The 18,353-nt window shown below is 70.8% G+C and carries 9 protein-coding genes; 1 reads left to right on the top strand and 8 read right to left on the bottom strand.

Annotated elements, in window-relative coordinates:
• Positions 1-51: 51 nt before the first annotated feature.
• The 4 genes from AB663_RS06105 to AB663_RS06090 all read right to left on the bottom strand — a co-directional run bounded on the left by AB663_RS06105 (position 52) and on the right by AB663_RS06090 (position 8,896).
• Positions 52-5,976 (bottom strand): Ig-like domain-containing protein, encoded by a 5,925-nt coding sequence (locus AB663_RS06105; RefSeq protein WP_067196749.1) that lies wholly within the window; start codon positions 5,974-5,976, stop codon positions 52-54.
• Positions 5,976-7,103, bottom strand: coding sequence for a serine/threonine-protein kinase (locus AB663_RS06100; RefSeq protein WP_232304654.1), 1,128 nt, complete (start codon positions 7,101-7,103; stop codon positions 5,976-5,978). Before AB663_RS06100 ends, AB663_RS06105 begins: the two co-directional genes overlap by 1 nt.
• A 150-nt stretch (positions 7,104-7,253) precedes the next feature.
• Positions 7,254-7,823 (bottom strand): DNA-3-methyladenine glycosylase I, encoded by a 570-nt coding sequence (locus tag AB663_RS06095; RefSeq protein ID WP_067202287.1) that lies wholly within the window; start codon positions 7,821-7,823, stop codon positions 7,254-7,256.
• A 29-nt stretch (positions 7,824-7,852) separates the two neighbouring features.
• Positions 7,853-8,896 carry an NAD(P)-dependent alcohol dehydrogenase gene (locus AB663_RS06090; RefSeq protein WP_067196746.1) on the bottom strand — a complete coding sequence of 348 codons (1,044 nt, stop codon included), beginning with the start codon at positions 8,894-8,896 and terminating at the stop codon, positions 7,853-7,855.
• A 145-nt stretch (positions 8,897-9,041) separates the two neighbouring features.
• On the opposite strand from AB663_RS06090, the gene AB663_RS17355 reads away from it, so the two are divergent.
• A complete protein-coding gene (locus tag AB663_RS17355) occupies positions 9,042-10,073 on the top strand; it encodes a hypothetical protein (RefSeq protein ID WP_067196743.1) in 1,032 nt (343 codons plus the stop codon).
• A gap of 39 nt (positions 10,074-10,112) precedes the next feature.
• Here AB663_RS17355 and AB663_RS06080 read toward each other — a convergent pair whose 3' ends face one another.
• The 4 genes from AB663_RS06080 to AB663_RS06065 form a co-directional block, all read right to left on the bottom strand.
• Positions 10,113-12,158: an acyl-CoA dehydrogenase family protein gene (locus AB663_RS06080; RefSeq protein WP_083511138.1), complete on the bottom strand. Its 2,046-nt coding sequence runs from the start codon at positions 12,156-12,158 to the stop codon at positions 10,113-10,115.
• Between the two features lie 130 nt (positions 12,159-12,288).
• Positions 12,289-13,368, bottom strand: a complete 1,080-nt coding sequence (locus AB663_RS06075; RefSeq protein WP_232304653.1) for an HTTM domain-containing protein — start codon at positions 13,366-13,368, stop codon at positions 12,289-12,291.
• Positions 13,365-14,225: a DUF5819 family protein gene (locus AB663_RS06070; protein ID WP_067196737.1), complete on the bottom strand. Its 861-nt coding sequence runs from the start codon at positions 14,223-14,225 to the stop codon at positions 13,365-13,367. Before AB663_RS06070 ends, AB663_RS06075 begins: the two co-directional genes overlap by 4 nt.
• Before the next feature lie 70 nt (positions 14,226-14,295).
• A complete protein-coding gene (locus tag AB663_RS06065) occupies positions 14,296-18,024 on the bottom strand; it encodes a choice-of-anchor G family protein (RefSeq protein WP_067196734.1) in 3,729 nt (1,242 codons plus the stop codon).
• Positions 18,025-18,353 lie beyond the last annotated feature (329 nt).

The following is an 18,353-nucleotide window of genomic DNA, read 5'->3' as shown; positions in this document are numbered from 1 at the left end:
CGACGAGCGGACCCGTCGGCTTCCCGGTGGTACGGGGGCGGGGAGACGGCATCATCCGCACGCCTTCATCCGGTGGGTGATGGGCGAGAGCGTCTCGAAGGCGCCCTGCCACGAGACCGTGACGTCGAAGAAGCCCGGGTTGTCGACCGAGGGCGTGACGACCGAGACGTACGAGCCGCGCGCGGCGCGGGAGACCGTCACCACGTCGTCGATCTCCGGCACCGGCATGCACGGCACGAAGTCGACGTCGACGACGGTCGGCGCGGTGGTCGCGGTGATGTCCACCGCCCCTGAGCACGACCCCGTCTGCGTCGCGTGGCACGAGCGAGCACGCACCTGGCCGGGCGAGGAGTCCGGAGACAGGGTGAAGTCGCTGCGCCACGATCCGTACATCTGGTACTGGGCGACGAAGCCGTCCTCGATCGTGAGGGAGGGCTCGGATGCCAGTCCGTAACTGTAGTGGTCGCCCTGGTGCTTCGGCGTCGTGTCGACCGTGTAGGTCGTGTTGCCGCCCGGACCGTCGACGAAGGTGAACGTGAAGACCGACACGGTCGAGGACTCGGCGACCCCGTACCCGTTCGACGCGCAGGCCTTGACGGAGTACAGCCGGTACTCGGCGAGGCCCTGGATCGATGGCGACGACGACTGCGCCTCGGCGCCGGAGACCGACAGCCCGCCGTCGCGCGTGGCGGTGCAGCGCACGTCTCCCGAGCGCCACGCGACGTAGACGACCTCGAGGGGTTCCGCGCTGCCGTTGGCCTGCGCGGCGATGCCCGAGACGTTGATCGAGGTGTTCGAGGCCGCGACGGCCTGCGTCGCGGACGGCGAGAAGAACACCGATCCTGCGACGGTGACCGAAGCGGTGAAGGCGCCGCCTTCGTTCCCGATGTCGCCCGCCGGAGGCTGGAATTGGCTGACCGGGACGACGGTGATCGTCTGCGCGCCCGGACTCAGCGCGACATCGGCCTTCGTGGTCGTGCCGTTGCGAGCGATGACCTGCCCGGTCTCCTGCACCCGGAACGATGCGGCATCCGGCGACGAGGTGATCGCGATCTCGGCGACGCCGGTGGCGGCATCCGTCACTCCCTGCCGATACACGGGCGTCGCGGTCACGTTCGACACCTCGGGCGGCGAGTAGGCCCAGCTGCGGTGGGCAGAGGTCGGGGCCGAGCTGCCGACCGCGTTGACCGCGACCGCCTGGAAGGAGTGCGGAGCGCCGGTGACCAGGCCGCCGACCGTGCAGCGGTACACCGCGCCGGCAGCCGCCGTGCAGCTCGCATTCGCCGCCGCCCCGTCTTGCAGGATCGTGACAGATGTGACCGATGGGTGCGCGCTCGCCGCTGCGCCGAGGGGCACTTCGAGCACCACGGTCGACCGCGTGTAGCCCACGGTGGTCACGCTCGCCGGCGCCTGCGGGAAGCCTTGCAGATCGAGGGTGAGCGACCCCGTCCCCGTACGCCCCTGCGCATCCGCGACGACGAACGGGATCACGCACTGGCCGCCGGGCGCCTGCCCTCCGCCGGGCCAGCTCACGGCGATGGCACGCTCGCCGCTGACCGCCGCCGACGCGACGTCGCATCGTGACCCGCCGCCGAGTGAGACGAGCGTGAGCCCGGCCCCCGGCTTGCCCTGGAACGGGTCGTACTCGCCGGCGACACCGACGACGTCGATCGAGCATCCTGGAGATGTCACCACGCACTGGCGGGTGAGCGTCGCGCCGCGCGGGGCATCAGGCGGCGCGATCCCGACGACGAGACGCACGGATGCCGAGGCGCCGCCGAAGGCGCCGACCTCCACCGTGACGTCTTCACGCGTTCCGGATACGGCGTCGGCATGCGCTTCGACCGTGAGGGCCGACCCCTGCTGCGACACCGTGAACGAGCTGCCCGAGTACACGACCCGGTAGTCGAGGGCTGCGGGATCGCCCTCGCGGCCGCCCTCCCACGAGACCATCGACCCGGTGAGGTCGATGCTCTGCGACTGTCCTGGCGACACCGTGTGTGAGATCGAGGTCAGCACGACCTGCGGTGCGGCGGGGCGGATGCCGACGGGAACCTCGATGTACGACCAGCGGTCCTGTCCCTGCAGGCGCACGGGGACGAGGCACGTGTCCGACCAGGGCGCGCCGCGGCCCGCCGCATACTCCGCGGTCTTCCCCGACGCCGGCGTGCAGCTCGCGGCAGCGCGCTGCACGCCGAACGCTCCCGTGCCGACCTCGAACGGATCGGATGCCGCGAGGTCGACGTAGTCGCCCACGTCGAACGTCGCGGACCCATCCTCGTCGACGGTCACGGGCTCAGCCCCGGCGACCGCCTGCACCCGCAGGTCTTCGAAGGGCGGCACATGCAGGAAGCCGTAGGCCACGACCTCTCTGCCGCCGTCGGCCACGCCGCGCAATTGGAAGGGCACGAGGGCGCCGTCGGCGGGCGGGTCTCCGATGATGCGCGAGCCCGACACCGAGAAGCCGGACTGCTCGCCCCACAGGCTCAGGCGCAGCGACGACACGTCGCCCGACGCCCACTGCACGCGGTCGGCGATCACGTCGATGCCGCCCTCCGACAGCTCGCGCCGCGTGCGCGCTGTGACCACCGTGTCGGAGACGACCGGCTGATCGGTCACGGACTCCTCGGTGACCGTGAGAACGATCAGCCCCTCCGCGGTGCTCTGGGTGCGGGTCGAGCGCACGGTGTACACGTAGGAGTTCGTCCCAGGGGTGTCGCCGGGGCGCAGCACGATCCGGCCGTCGTCGAGCGAGGTGGCCGGGTCGATCAGGCCGTCGAGCCGCTCGTACAGCGGGTTGCCGTCGGCTCGGGGCGCGTTGGGGACCAGGTCGATGAGCTCGAGGTCACCCTGCGCGGGGTCGAGGTCGTTCGCCCGCGGGTCGATCACGACGGGCGAGGACGACCCCGCCTGAACGCGGAGGTAGTCGCTGAAGGTCACCGGGGTGGCGTCGTCGATCCGCCCGTCGAGCACACCGATGCGCACGAGCCCCGCGCCTTCTTCGCCGCCCGTGTCGCGCACGGTGTACCCGAAGCTCACCTGGCCCCCGTCGACGCCGCCCGCCGGCGCGCGGTACACGATCGCGTCGCCGGCGGCAGAGACGGTCACGGTTCCCTTGCCCGCACCGGGCTGATCCACGTCGGCGAGCACAACGCGATCCCCGTCGGGGTCGACGCCCGTGCTGGGGACGGGGAGGGTGACGGTCTGCCCGCTGAGCACGCGGCCGGTGAGCGTGGCGGGCGTCGGCGCGCGGTTGGTCCCGGGCGGGACGACGGTCACGACCACCGCGCCGTTGTCGAAAAGGGAGGGGTTGCGCTGCAGCGACACCGAGTAGGTGAGGCGGTAGGTACCCGGCGTGGAGGGCGCGAGATAGCGCAGCGAGTTGCCGTCGGCGAACACCAGCTCGTCCGGCTGGCCCGATCCGATCACCTCTGGGAGCACCACGAGCGGCTCCCCCCGCGGCGCGACGTCGTTCGCGGCGACGTCGATTCGCGTCAGCGCGCCCGCGCGCACCGTGATGGCGTCGGGGAAGACGATGGGCCTCGTGACGCTCGAAGGCGGTGCGAGGAACACGGTGACGCTGCCCTTCACGGCCGCGCCGGCGCCGTCGGCGACGGTCACGGTGGCGGTCCCCACCAGGCCCGGACTGCCATCGTCGGTGGTTCCGCTGACCCTCACGCTCTGATTTCCGACCACCGACACGCTGAGACGCGGAGTGGAGCTCGCCGCCTCGGAGACGAGGAGCACGCGTCCGCTGGTGTTCTGCACGGCGCGGAGCACATCGACGGTCGTGTCCTCCCCTTCGCGCACGAAGGCCGTGAGCGGCATGATCGCGAGGGGCGTCGCGCCGTCGACCGCGGTGATCCGGATCACGGCCGACTTCTCGGCCTGCGTCACCACGTCTTGAGCGGTGTAGGTGACGACGTACTGGCCGGCTTCGGCGACCGTCAGATCGACGGTGCCGGATGCCGCGTTCGGGCTCACCTCCAGACCATCGGCCGCCGCGGCGGTCTGCACGGCGTCGACGAGCCGGTACGAACCGGAGCCTCCGGAGAGGTGGTCGGCGATGCGGACCGACTGCGGCTCGCCGATGCGCATGGTCAACGCGACGGGCGCGGCCACGACCGCGGGACTCGCGCTCACGTGAACGTCGAGCACCTTCTCGGCCACTGCCCCGCGCGAATCGGCGACGACGACCGTGACCTGGATCGTGGCGTCTGGCGCGTTCGGGTCGGTGTGGCGGATGGCGACCCGCCCATCGGCGAGGGGGACGACCATGACCGGCGCGGCCGGATCGGTCTCGTAGGCGTCGCTCAGCACGAAGGGATCGCCCTCGGGGTCGACCCACCCCGACAGCGCAGGGACGATCGTGCTGCCACCGGGGAGCAGCTGCGGCGCGGGCCATTGCTGCTGGCACGCCTCCACGCCGCACCACACCGGCGCGGTGTTCACCTCGTCGTCGACGACCGTGAGCGTCACGGTGGCGGGCGGCGACACGGCGGAGCCGTCGGTGACGGCGTAGGTGAACGAGGTCTGCCCGGACTCGGCGCGGACTGTGACCACGAGCGTCTGCCCGTTCCCCGCCAGCGACAGCTCACCGAACCCGGCATCCGCGAGTCCTCCCGCCACCGAGGCGGGGTCGATCGTCAGCACGTCCTTCTTGTTCGGGTCGTGGTCGTTGAACAGCACGGGGAGGATCACCTGCTGCCCCGCGCGCACTCCGAACGCGTCGTCGACGGCGACGGGCGGCAGCTGCTCGGCCACGTCTTCGACGACGACCGTGCCCTCCTCGTGCTCGGTCTGGTCGTCGATCGCCCACTGCTCCAGGGGGATGAGGCGGCCATCGGGAGCCGTCCAGATCAGGCCGGTCGCGACATCGGTGAGCACCGCGCGGTCACCGTTGCTGCGGAACACGGGTTCCACCTGCACCGATTCGAGCACACCGTCGGGAATGGCGAGCGAAACGCTGTCGCCGTCTGCCCACAGCGTGCCCGCATCGGTGTCGAGCCAGGCCGCGAAGGTGCGGCCGCCCATCACGAGAGGCGCGGCCGGCGTCCCCTCGGCCTCGGCGATCCGGCGCGAATCGCCGCTCGCGAGCGCGACCGACACCAGACCGCCGGCATCGGCGATGACGACCGAATCGCCGGATGCCACGCCGTTCTGCAGCCGGGCGCCCTCGCCGAGATCGAGATCGACGGGGTCTCCCCGTCCCGAGATCCACAGCCTGCCCTCGTCGGTTTGCAACAGCACCCAGCGGTCGCCGACCACCGTCATGGCCAGCGCGTCGTCGCCCTCCGGAGCCGACGCCACGGGGTCGCCGTCGCCGAGGAACCGGTGCTGGGCGATGTCGAACCGCCGGACGGCCTTCTCCTCGGCCGAGTACAGCGCGAGGATGCCGTCGGGCGACAGACCGATCGCGGATGCCGTGTACGTCGGCGGGTCCTCGCCCTCGTCGACCTCGACCTCTGCGAACGGATCGACGAGCGCCGTCGCCGCCCCCGGCTCGACCGTCGTGACCGACACCTGGCCGGTGTCCGTGCGGTACGCGATGTACGACCCGGCCGCCACGATGTCGCGCGTGCCCGCGGGCGTCGGATGCGAGGCCGAGGGCGCGCCGTCGTCCGCGCCCTCGGAGAGGAGGTCCTGCGGGTCGGCGGGGTCGATGTCCCACCTCTGCCGCGAGCCTTGGCTGAACAGCGCCGCGGCGGCGCCGTGCTGCCACACCTGCTCAGGCGCGTCGACGTCGCGGACCGTGTCGATCTCTGCCAGGTCTGTGTTGACGCGCGCGTACTGCCCGGCGTCGCGGAGCACCCACACCGACGACTCCAGCCGGGGGACCTCCTGCGCCTGATACCCCTGGGCCGTGACGGCGAACACCACCACGGTCGCGAGCGCCGCGACGCCGGCCGCCACGGCGAGCAGGCGGCCGCGCGAACGCGGGCGCGCTGCCGGCGCGGAGCGGTCGCCGAGCGGCATCAGATCACTCCCGTGAGCATCAGCACGGTCACGCCGACGGCCGCGAGCGCCGCCATGCCGACTCCTGCGCCGATGAGGCCGGCCATGAGCGGCGACGGCCGGCGACGCCGCGGCGGGGGCGGCTCGTCGTGTTCGAGACGGACGCGCTGCTGCGCCGCCCGCACGGCCCTGCGGCCTCCGGCGTCGACCGTCGTGACGCCGGGTCCGCGTGGTGCGGAGTCGGAGAAGCTGACGGGTGCCGCGGCCGCCCATTCGGCGGATGCCGCCTCGAACGCGGTCGGTGCGATGCCGAGGTCGTACTGCGCCCAGCGGAGGCGTTCGGCGAACTCCGCCATCGATGAGAAGCGCCGTGCGGGATCGCGCTGCATCGCGGTCGCGAGGATCTCATCGATGGCCGCCGGGAAGCCGGGCAGCGGCACGGGCGTGTACCGCGCCTGCACGATCCGCTTGGTCAGCTGCGCCCTGGAGTTCGACGCCCTGTCGTCCTTCTCGAAGGGCGTGCGTCCGGCGAAGAGCGTGTAGAGGGTCGCCGCCAGGCTCCAGACTTCGCTGGCGACCGAGCCGGAGACGCGCTGCTGCAGCACCTCGGGAGAGCTCCACGGCACCGACATGGCGATGATGTCGGGATCGCCCTCATCGACCACGGCAGCGGCGATGCCGAAATCGGCGAGCACGGGAGAGCCGAGCGAGCTCAGCAGGATGTTCGACGGCTTGATGTCACGATGCAGCAGCCCTGCCCTGTGCACGGTCTCGAGCGCCCCGGCGATGCGGACGCCCGCGTCGAGCACCTCGGCCACCGGCACAGGACCCTTCTTGTACCGCGTACCCATGTTGTCGGGGCAGTACTCCATCGCGATGTAGGGCCGCCCGTCGGACGAGATCGACGCCTGATAGATCGTGACGATGGCCGGATGCGCGCTCAACCGCGCCGAGATGTCGGCCTCCGCGTTGAACGTGCGCAGCACCTCGGGGTTCACGGCGTCGGCGAGGAGCACCTTGACCGCGGACACCCGCCGCGGGAGGTCCTGCTCATAGAGGAACACGTCTGCGAAGCCGCCGGAGCCCAGCGGGCGCACATAGCTGTACCCCGCCAGCACGGGCGGTGCCGTCATGGTGCGCTTGGCCACGCACGCTCCCCTCGAGGTCGATAACGGCGAGAGAACGCTTCGCCGCGCAGGCCGAGCACGCGGTTCCCCCACGGGGATTATATCGAGGCGGTCAGACGCCACCGGAGGCGGCGACAGCAGGGCGACCGCCCTCGAGAGCGGCCGGCGGAGTCACGCCCTCCAGCATCCTTCGAGGTGGTCGTCGACCATGCCCGCCGACTGCATCAACGCGTACATGGTCGTCGGTCCGACGAAGCGGAAGCCCCGGCGCCGCAGCTCTTTGCTCATGGCCGTCGACTCCGGCGTCACCGCGGGGACGTCGGCCATGCTCCGAGGGCGCGTCCGCGGACCCGGGGGAGCGAACGACCACATCAGCGCGTCGAGCTCGCCCTCTGTCATCTCGCGCACGAGCCTCGCATTGCCGATGGTCGCCTCGATCTTGGCTCGGTTGCGGATGATGCCGGCATCCGCCATCAACCGCTCGACGTCACCCACGCCGAACTCCGCCACGACGTCAGGATCGAATCCGGCGAACGCCTCGCGGAACCGCGGACGCTTGCGGAGGATCGTGATCCAGCTCAGGCCGGCCTGGAAGCCCTCGAGCGACATCTTCTCGAACAGCGCGCGGTCTCCGTGGAGCGGGGTGCCCCACTCCTCGTCGTGGTACCGCCGGTACTCGGCGTCGTCGCCCACCCACGCGCAGCGATGCCGCTCGTCGGGTCCGGAGATGAGGGCGTTCATGGGAGCGACCGTATCGGCCACCACCGACATCAGGCGAACGTCGCGGCGTCGATGACGAAGCGGTACCGCACGTCCGACGCGAGCACGCGTTCGTATGCCGCGTTGATCTCGGATGCCGGGATCACCTCGATCTCGGCCGCGATGCCGTGCTCGGCGCAGAAGTCGAGCATCTCCTGGGTCTCGGCGATGCCTCCGATGTTGGAGCCGGCGATCGACTTGTTCCCGCCGATGAGGCCGCCGACCGCCAGCGAGAGGGGCTCCGGCGGGAGGCCGACGCAGACGAGCGCTCCGTCGACGTCGAGGAGCCGCAGGTATGAGCGCAGCTCGATCGGCGCGCTCACCGAGTTGAGGATCACGTCGAACGATCCGCTCAGCTCACGGAACGTCGCGGGGTCCGACGTGGCGAAGTAGCGGTCGGCGCCCAGGCGCAGCCCGTCGTCCTTCTTGCTCAGGGTCTGCGACAGCACCGTGACCTCGGCACCCAGCGCGTGCGCGAGCTGCACCGCCATGTGCCCCAGGCCGCCCATGCCGACCACCGCGACGCGCGTGCCCGGTCCCACGTTCCACCGGCGCAGCGGCGAGTACGTCGTGATCCCTGCGCACAGCAGCGGCGCGGCCCGGTCGAGCGGGAGCGCGTCGGGGATGCGCACGGCGAACCGCTCGCTCACCACGAGCTGCTGCGAATAGCCGCCCTGCGTCACGCTGCCGTCGCGGTCGGTGCTGCCGTAGGTGAACACCGCGCCCTCGCGACAGAACTGCTCCTGTCCCCTGAGACACGGCGCGCACTCGCCGCACGAATCCACCAGGCAGCCGACGCCGACACGGTCACCGACGGCGTGGCGCGTGACGGCGTCGCCGACCGCCGAGACGACGCCCGCGATCTCATGCCCCGGCGCGAGCGGATATCGCTGCGGGCCCCAGTCGCCGCGGACGGTGTGGATGTCGGAATGGCAGATGCCCGCGAACGCGACATCGATGAGGATGTCGTGCGGCCCGAGCTCCCTCCGTTCGATGACGGTCTTCTCGAGCGGGGCGGCCTCACTGGGGGCGGCGTAAGCGGTGACGCGGAGCATCCGGTTCCTTCCGTGGCGAACCTCTCCATTCTCCCGCGCCGCGCGCCTCGGAGCGCACTTCTCCCCCGCCGCGCGCCTCGGAGCGCACTTCCCTGGCCGCGACGACGGGCGATAGCGTGGCGGTACGACTCTGGAGGGACGTCTCATGCGCCGATCACCCCTGCTCGCGCGGATCATCAGCATCGTCTTCGCCGCCATCGCCGCCCCCGCGGCCGCCGGTCTTCTCAGCGCGGGAGGGAGGGCCTGGTACTTCGCCTTCACCGCCTACGCCGGCATCGACTCCGGACTCCTCGTCGGCCCGCTGATCAGCCAGGCCGCCGGAATCGTCCTGCTGCTCGCCGTGGTCGCGACGGGGTTCTGGACCTCGGCCGGCCTGCTCACGGTCGGCGTGCTCGCGCTCGTGAACCTCGTCCTCGCGGTGTTCCCCGCACTGCTGATGCCGCTCTACGGCACTCCGCTGCCGATGGAGTGGATGGACGGCATCGCCTACGGCATCCCCCTCGCGCTCTTCACGGCCCTGGGCGCCATGGGCCTCGTGCTGCTCCTGGCGCGCCGCCGCCCCGCACGGCCGAACCTCGCCCTCGCCCTCGTCGGGATCGTCGCCTCTCCGGTGCTCCTCGCAGCGGGCGGCTGCGTGCTCGGCCTCGGCATCGCACGGAGCGTGCTCGTCGCGCTGCAGCAGCTCCGGTTCACCGTCTCGCCGGACGGCGTCGCGCTGCTGCTGCTCGGCGTGATCCTCATCGCGGCCGGCGTGCTGACGACACGATGGTCTCCGTTCGCGCTGCTGCTGCCCGCCGTCGCGTTGCTCGTGCTGACGCCGCTGACGCTCAGCGCGGGCGGCCCTGTCGCATGGGCCCTGTTCGACGTGTCGGCCGAGCTCGCACGCGGAGTGTCACCGCTGCTGGTGATGGGCGCCGGGGTGGCGTCCGCCGTGGCCTACCTGCTGTTCACCGGCGTGCTGCTGTGGGTGCGATCGCGTGCCGCTGCGCCGGCCAACACCGCGGACGGCTACCCGCCGTTGCCGCCCGAGGGCGTCTACCCGCCTGCGACCGGGTACCCGCCCGCAGCGCCCGCACCCGGGTACCCGCCCGCCGGATCCGCACCCGGGTACCCGCCCGCCGGATCCGCGCCAGGCTACCCGCCCGCACCCGGGTACCCGCCCGCCGCCGGATCGTGAGCGGATGCCGACGAGCCGGCGCAGCGCGCCGCGAGGCGATCAGCCGCGTGCGGCGCCTTTCTTGAGCGCCTTCTCCTGGATGGGGGCCTCGCCCGACGCCGCCAGCTCGGCGTAGTACGCACGCGCCTCGTCCTGGCGCGCCTTCTCGGCTCCGGAGGCGATGGGGGCGCGCACGTGCTCCGGCTCGTAGCCGAAGGCGTCGACGAGCTCCTGCGCGTACGGCCGCAGCCGCGCGCACAGACGGTCGATATAGCTCGACACGGCCGCGGCGCGCTGGGTCGACAGGCGGCCGTTGATGAGGTACCAGGCGAGGTGCTTCTCGATGAGCTGCAGGCCGAAGAGGTCGCGCAGCCACGTCAGCACCTTCTTGGTGTCTCCGTGGTCGACCCGGTGCACGGCATCCGTGAACGCCTCCCACTGCAGCAGCTCGCCATGCGCGCGTGCCGCCTCGATGAGCTCCGCCTGGTTCTCGTTGAACAGCCGGGCGCCGAGCGCCTTGTCCTTGCCCGCGGCGCGCAGCCGGCCGGCGATGTCGGCGATCATCTGCTGCACGCGGTCGGCGAGCAGTTCATGCTGCTGCTCTTCGCGCAGCCCCTTCTCGACCGAACGGGCGGTCGAGCCGAGGTCGGCGACGGCCTGGCCGAGCTGTCGCAGGCCCGCACCGTGGAACACCTTGCCCGCGGTCTGCCCCACCGCGTACTTGGCCAGTGCGGCGGCATCCTTGCCCTTGAACTGCGCGGCGTAGTCGGTGAGCAGGCGCTTGCCTACAAGCTGCAGCAGCACGTTGTTGTCGCCCTCGAAGGTGACGTAGATGTCGAGGTCGGCACGAAGGCCGACGAGGCGGTTCTCGAACATGAAGCCCGCGCCGCCGCACGCCTCGCGTGCCTCCTGCAGCGTGTCGAGGGCGTGCCACGTCGACAGCGGCTTGAGCGCGGCGGCGAGCGTCTCGAGGTCTTCCCGGTCGTCGGGGGTGTCGGTGCGCCCCGAGAAGACGCCGTCGAACTTCTGCAGGAACTCGTCGTGCGCGAAGATCTGCGCGTAGGTCGTGGCCAGACGCGGCAGCAGGCGCCGCTGGTGCTTGCCGTAGTCGAGCAGCACGACCTCCTGGCCGTCCGCACCGTCGAACTGGCGACGCTCGTTCGCATAGGTGATGGCGATCTTCAACCCAAGGGCCGACGCCCATGACGAGGCGCCGTCGAGCGAGACGCGCCCCTGCACGAGGGTGCCGAGCATGGTGAAGAAGCGGCGACCTGGGCTGTCGATGGGGCTGGAGTACGTGCCGTCCGGCGCGACGTCGCCGTACTTGTTGAGCAGGTTGGTGCGCGGGATGCGCACGTGGTCGAAGCTGAGCCGTCCGTTGTCGATGCCGTTCAGGCCGCCCTTGAGACCGTCGTCCTCACGGCCGATGCCGGGGAGGTCGGTGCCGTCCTCGCCTCGGAGCGGCACGTAGAAGCAGTGCACGCCGTGGTTGACGCCGTTCGTGATGAGCTGCGCGAACACGGTCGCCGCGACGCCGTGCAGCGCCGCGTTGCCGAGGTACTCCTTGGTGGCGCCGCGGAACGGCGTGTGGATGACGAACTCCTCGGTCTCGGGATCGTACGTCGCGGTGGTGCCGACCGACGCGACATCGGAGCCGTGGCCGATCTCGGTCATCGCGAAGGCGCCCGGGATCGAGAGGTCCATGACGCCGGGGAGCCACTTGTCGTGGTGCTCCGTCGTTCCGAGCTGCAGGATGGCGGAGCCGAACAGCCCCCACTGCACGCCCGACTTGATCTGCAGGCTGGGGTCGGCCGCGACGAGCTCCTCGAAGCCGGCGATGTTGGCGCCGTTGTCCTCTTCCCCGCCGAACCTCTTGGGGAACGCGCGGTGCACGGCACGGTTCTCGACGAGGAGGTGCAGCTGCGAGAGCACGCGCTCGCGGTGCTCGTCTTTGGCGAGGTCGTCGTTGCGCCAGAACGCCGGATCCTTGATCATCTCGCGCGCCTGCCTGCGCGTGTCGGCCCAGGTCCCCAGCAGGAGTGCGGTGATGCGCTCTCCGTCGAGCTTCGGATTCTTCACTTCGGGCGCTGTGGCGACGTCGACCATGGCATTCCTCTCAGAGGGAAGTAGGGATACGTCGATGGTAGGTCTGCGACAACTCGCCCGGAACTCGAGTGTGAGGTTGGCACAAACGGATGCGCCCAGGCCGCCCTGTGTCGTTGTGCCCTGGGCACAGTCACACGGCGGCGCGATCCGGCGTCGGCGGCGCGACCGCCTTCGCCGCCTGCCAGCGTCGTACGACGCCCGCGCTCAGGCGCCGCCAGGTGCGGTCGCGGATGAAGATCGAGTCGATCGCGATCATGGTCAGCGAGAACCACGGCAGGCCCATGAGCACCGCGATGCCGATGTGGAACGACAGGATGCCGATGAGGGCGATGAGTCGCGTGGGACGGGTGAGCAGCGCCAGGGGGAAGGCCACCTGCAGGATGATCGACCCCCAGCTCATCATCGTGACCATGGGTCCCCAGGTCGTGACGAGGTCGCTGAGCACCGGCCAGGTGCCGAAGCGCATGGTGTGCAGAGGGTTGTAGACCGCGTACCCCTCCTTCCAGGGCACCCCGCCGGCCTTGAACAGCGCGCCCGAGGCGTACACGAAGCACACTTGTGCCGTGAGGGCGACCAGGGCGAGGTTGTGGAAGACGGTGCCGAGCAGCGCGGGCTGACTGCCGGGGGCGAACCACTCTCCGCTCTTCGCGCGACGGCGTGCGTCGAGCGACCACCGGGCGGCCGGATCCGCGAAGAACAGCAGCAGCAGCGCGATGCGGAACATGTTGTCGCCCTGGTCGCCGACCATGTCGTTGGCCTCGATGAAGCCCACCCACAGGCAGAAGAACACCGGCAGCACGATGCGGAAGCGCCAGCCCAGCACGAAGAGCACGGCGAGGGCGGCGAGCAGCAGGTAGAGCAGGGTGTAGACCACGTCGTTGCCCATGGCGGCGTGGAACGCGCTGAACACCCAGATCTTCGGGAAGTCGCTGACGGGTTCGGCGAGTTCGCCGTTCCACGCCGACCCGGAGCCGAACGTGTACAGGCGCGTGCCGAAGTTCGCAGCCAGCAGCCCGAGTGCTGTGACGCCGAACAGGATGCGGGTGACGGCGAGGCCGTAGAGCGACTTCTTGCCGTTCCACAGCCAGTCCGACACGAATGCCGAGATGCGCTCGACCGCGGAGAGCACCATGGCCCAGAAACCGGCGATCATCGACGCGGCGAACGCGAGCAGCCTGGTCGGCAGCGAGGCCGTGCGCTCCGAAGTCACTTCTGGATCCTCTCGAACTGGCTGCGGAACGTGTTCGCGAAGTTCTCGCGGCTCTGGCCCTCCTCCTCGATCGGCAGACGCCAGCCGGTCGTCGAGAACGTCGGGTCGGGCCGCTTGGCGTCCGGCTCGTTGCGCTGCGCGTAGGGCACCACGTTCTGCCGGCTCACCCGGTACTGCACCTTGATGACGGCATCCGCGCCCCAGATCGCGTAGGCGACCTGCGTCGCGTACGCGGTGGCCATGTGCTCTTCGGCCATGTACGCGTCGGTGGACGGCTTGTCGTCGCCCTCGAGCTTGTCAAAGGTGCGCACCATCCAGTCCTCCCAGTCGTCCTTGTCGAAGTCGAGGGCGACGACCGCCTGCTGCTCCTCGTTGAGCTTGTTGTACGCGTTCATCTGGCCGCTCGCGACCTCGCTCGACTGGATGCCGGCCCGCGGCGGGAAGAGGTTGTAGCGGATCATGGAGAGCTCGACGTCGGTCGCGCTCACCCATCCGGTCTCGACCTCCTCGCCGTCCTTCTCGATGACGGCGCGGACGTTGAAGTGGTAGTCGCCGTTGATCGGCTCCGGTGCGAAGACGCTCCACGACTGGCCGAACATCGGGAGCATGTAGCCCGCGAGCACCTCCTGGGTCGGGATCTCACGCAGAGCCGAGTACGGCGCGATCCACAGGAACGAGGCGAACACGTGCCACAGCGTCAGGAGGACGGCCGCGAACGCGATGAGCTTCGCCCACCAGGCCGGCCGTGGTCGCACCGCCGGGTCGGTCTGCGCGGCCGGGGCGGTCTGCGCGGCCGGGTCGGTCTGCGCGGCCGGGACGTCTTCGTCCGTCGGCGCCGTATCGGTCATCGTGCTCATCCCAGGTCCTTCTCATCACTGAAGGTCGGGGCCGCCGCTGCGGCGACCCCGACCTGTACCAGCGTCTTCCTTACTCGGCGGAGGCTCCCGCACGCTTGGGGCGTGCGATCAGTGCCGCGCCGATGCCGGCCATCACCAGCAGCATGCCGAGGATGATCCAGCCTCCAGGCAGAGTACCGCCCGTTGTGGCGAGACCCTTCGCGACGACCTGGAACGTGCCGGCGACGGTACCGGACTCGCCGGTCAGCGTCACCGTGTGCGTGCCGAGGTCGGTGCTCGCGGGGATCGCCCACGTGAACGTCACCGTGCCCTGCTGATCGGCGACCTGGGTGCCGAGAGCCAGCGGAGTGGAGTTCATCACACCGGTGACGACCTCGCCCGGCGCGAAACCGGTGCCGATCGCCGTCTGCTGCTGGCCCCGCTCGATGACCGGGACCTTCACCGTGATGCCGAGCTTGCCCGTCGGGTTGGCCGCGGCGTCGGCCGTGGCGTTCGACGAAGCGGTCGCGTTCGACGAAGCCGTCGCGCTCGACGTCGCGGTCGCGTTCGACGTCGCGGTCGCCGTGACGTCGGCCGCGGCATCGGCCGACGCGGCGGTCGACGCGTTGGCGTTCGCCGCAGCGGATGCTGCCGCAGACGCGTTCGCGTTGGCCTGGGCCGTGGCGCTCGCCGAGCTGTCGGCCTCCGCCGACGACTGCGCAGCCGCCGCCGCGCGGGCGTTGGTGTCGGTCGTCGCATCGGTCGAGGCTGCCGTCGATGCCTGTGCCGTGGCGGCTGCCGCGGCTGCGGCGTTCGCGTTGGCGGTGGCGGCAGCGGATGCCGTCGAGGTCGCATCGGCGAGGGCTGCGGCGACAGCCGCGGCCTGGGCTGCGGCGTTGTTGTCGTCGTCAGCCTGTGCCGAGGCGGCTGCCGACGCCGAGGCGTTCGCGGTCGCGGTCGCGCCAGGATCAGCCTGCGCGCTCGCACCCGGATCAGCGGTCGCGCTCGCACCAGGATCAGCCTGCGCGCTCGCACCAGGGTCGGCGGCGGCATCGGCCGATGCCACGGCGTCTGCCGAGGCGGTGGTCGAGGCGTTCGCGATGGCCGCGGCGCTGGCGTTGGCTGCCGCGCTGGTGCTGGCATCCGACGTGGCGGACATGTCCGCTGCCGTGTTCGAGCTCGCGTCGGCGAGGGCCGCGGCCTGGGCGGCGATGGCCGCTCCGGCGTTCGCGTCCGATTCGGCTTCAGCGGTGGCTGCGGTCGATGCCTGCGCGGTCGCCGCAGCCTGCGCGGCGGCGGTCGCGTCGACGTCGGCTGCCGCACTGGCGTCGGCCGTCGCGTCGGCGTAGGCGGCCGCCTGCGCAGCGGCCTGGGCGACGGCGGCGGTCGACGCGTCGGCGTTGGCCGAGGCGGTGGCCGATGCCGCAGCGTTGGCGTTGGCGGATGCCTCGTTCGACGCGTCGGTCGAGGAGTCGGCCGTGGCCGCTGCCTGAGCAGCCGTCGACGAGTTCGCGTTGGCCGCGGCGGTTGCCGCGGCGTTGGTGTCGTCGTCGGCGTCGGCCGTCGCTGCCGCCTGTGCCGCGACAGCCGCGGACGCGTTGACGTCGGCGTCGACCGAAGCCGATGCGTCGACCGAGGCGTCGGCCGTGGCCGCCGCCTGCGCTGCGGCCTGGGCGCTCACGTCTGCCGCCGCCGAGGCGTCGGCATCGTTGTTCGCGAAGGCCGCTGCCTCTGCGGCCGCCTGAGCCGACGGGTCACCGTCCGCCGTCGCGTCGGCGGATGCCGATGCCGATGCCGCCGCATTGGTGTTGACGTCGCCCGGGTCGCCGGCCGCGGTGATCTCGACCGTGTCGGTGTCGGTGTTCGCCGGCTGCTGGTCGTCGGTCGCGGTCAGCACATAGCCGGTGCCAGCCGGAGCATCCGCCGGGATCGGGTACGCCGTCCCCGCTGGGAAGGTGCCGTCGGGCTCGACGGCGACCACCACCTGAGTGCCGACGACCTGGCCTTCGGCATCACGCAGCACGAGCGTCACCTGGGAACCGGGGATCCAGTCGGTGCCCGTCACCGACAGGCTGGTTCCGGCCTGCACGGGATCGACCGCGTCCACGTTGGGGGCTGCCGCGGCGTCGAGAGACTTGACAGTCGCCGACGCGAGGTCGACCTTCACCGCGTCGAGCGTGGGAAGCAGCGTGAAGCTCAGCGCACGCACGGTGGAGCTGCCCGGGCCGAAGTCCCCTTCGGTCGGCTGCTCGTTGATGCGCAGCGAGACCAGCTGCTGCAGCAGCGGCTCGAGCACCGTGAGCAGCGGTGCGACCGTGCCCTCGACCACCGTGTCCTGGATGATCGGCCGCACGTTGCCGAGCACCTGGTTCGTCACCAGGTCGAGCAGCGGGCCCGTCACGTTCGACGTGATGACCCCGAGCAGCGGTGCGACGATCGGGTTCAGCAGGTCGCCGACCGGGAGCGCCCCGAGGAGGTCGAGCGTCGTCGAGATGTTGTCGGCCGTCAGCGTCGCGCCGTTCTTTCCGGTGAACTGCGCGAGCGTGCCCTCGATGTTGACCGCGGCTGGGGCGAGCGGCACCCACCCGCCGAGAACGGTGTTCACCTCACCGCTGGCGTCGATGCCGACCTTGATCGACACCTGATTCCACAGACGCTGGTCGAGCAGCGTGGTGATCTTGGTCGTCAGCGAATCGGGTCCTGTCCCGACGAGCGCCTCGGTGACGCCGGCCGTGATGGCCGAGACGACGTCAGCCGTCAGCGCCTCGGTGTTGGCTGGAAGGCCGTTGAGGTTGTCGAGGTTGCCCGGGTCGAGACCGTTGTCTCCGATGACCAGTTCGGCGAGGTCGACGCTGATCGTGCCGGTCGACAGGTCGAGCACCACGGAGCCGTTCGTGTTCGAGATCGGCCCGCCGAACACGTCGGCCACGACGCCGTTCACGAGGGTGTCGAGGCCGTTGATCTCGACGGTGTTCTTCGTTGGGTCGGAGTTCAGGCGCACCAGCAGCAGGTTGACGCTGTCGACGATGGTGCTGAGCTGCCCGAGTACTCCGGTGAGCAGTCCGCCCTCGCCGGCGATGCCGTTGACGGGCGCGACGATGTCATCGACCGCCGAGGTGAGTGTGCTGCTCAGGTTGGCGACGAGCGGACTGTGGAGCTGGAGGCCGAGATCGGCGAGCGCGTACTCCGACTCGAGCGTCGTGCCGTTCTTCTCGGCACGCGCGGCGAGGGTGCCGATCTCGATGGCCGCCTGGTCGATCTGGTCGGTGAGCCCTGTGAGACCCAGCTGGTCGAGCAGCTCGGTGAGCTCCAGGCGCGCCGGGTTGGTGTTCGAATCGACGGCCCCCAGGTCGATGGCACCCGCTTCCGTCACCGCACCGGCTGACGCCGTTGACGATGTCGTGCTGGGCGAAGTGCTGTAGCTCGACAGTGCACCCGCATCCCCCAGGTCGAGGAGCCCGTTGTTGGTGCCGTCGCTCAGGAGCGGAAGATGCAGCTCGCCGAGACCGATGGACACCAGATCGTTGATCGCGCTGACGTCGAGCGAGCCGGTGTCGCCGACCGGCGCGCCCGGCGCGCTCGGGTTGCTCGTGATCGTGTTGCCGAGCGCCGCGACATCGAGCCCGCCCAGCAGACTCGTGCCGATGTTCAGGATGCGGCCGCTGGCTGCCGACGGATCCGACGGATCCGCTCCCTCGAGCGCACTGGCCGCCGTCGGCACCAGTGCGCTCGCGAGGATGACCGCGCCGGCCGTGGCCGTGGCGATCCCTCCTCCGATTGCTCTGCGTCTCCGCAGAGTCTGCCCCTCGAGTTTCGTCATTCGCCTCTCCCGTGTGATGCGTAACCGTCGTTCGCTTCACGCGGCCCTCCCCAGGCGTCGGCGGTGCCGACAGAGCGCATGTGGATGCCAGTATTCCGGTACGCCTCGCAGAATGTCCAGCAACCATTCAGAAGAGTTCACGAGAAATCTCGCGGCACTGAGCACCTGCGGCGTTCCGGTATATCGATTTCCCGCGGGGTTCCGCGGGACGAGAGATGTGCGGGAAACGCCGGCGCCCGCCCGCCTCGACGCGAGGGTCGCAGATCTGCGAAGCCGGTGAGGGGGGGGGGCGCGGAGGCAGGCGGCCGGGCTCCAGTGAGGCGGGTGGG

This window comes from Microbacterium sp. XT11 (assembly GCF_001513675.1).
Lineage (GTDB): Bacteria > Actinomycetota > Actinomycetes > Actinomycetales > Microbacteriaceae > Microbacterium.
Note: the sequence above shows the minus strand (reverse complement) of the source record. Positions and strands in the feature narration are given on the sequence as shown.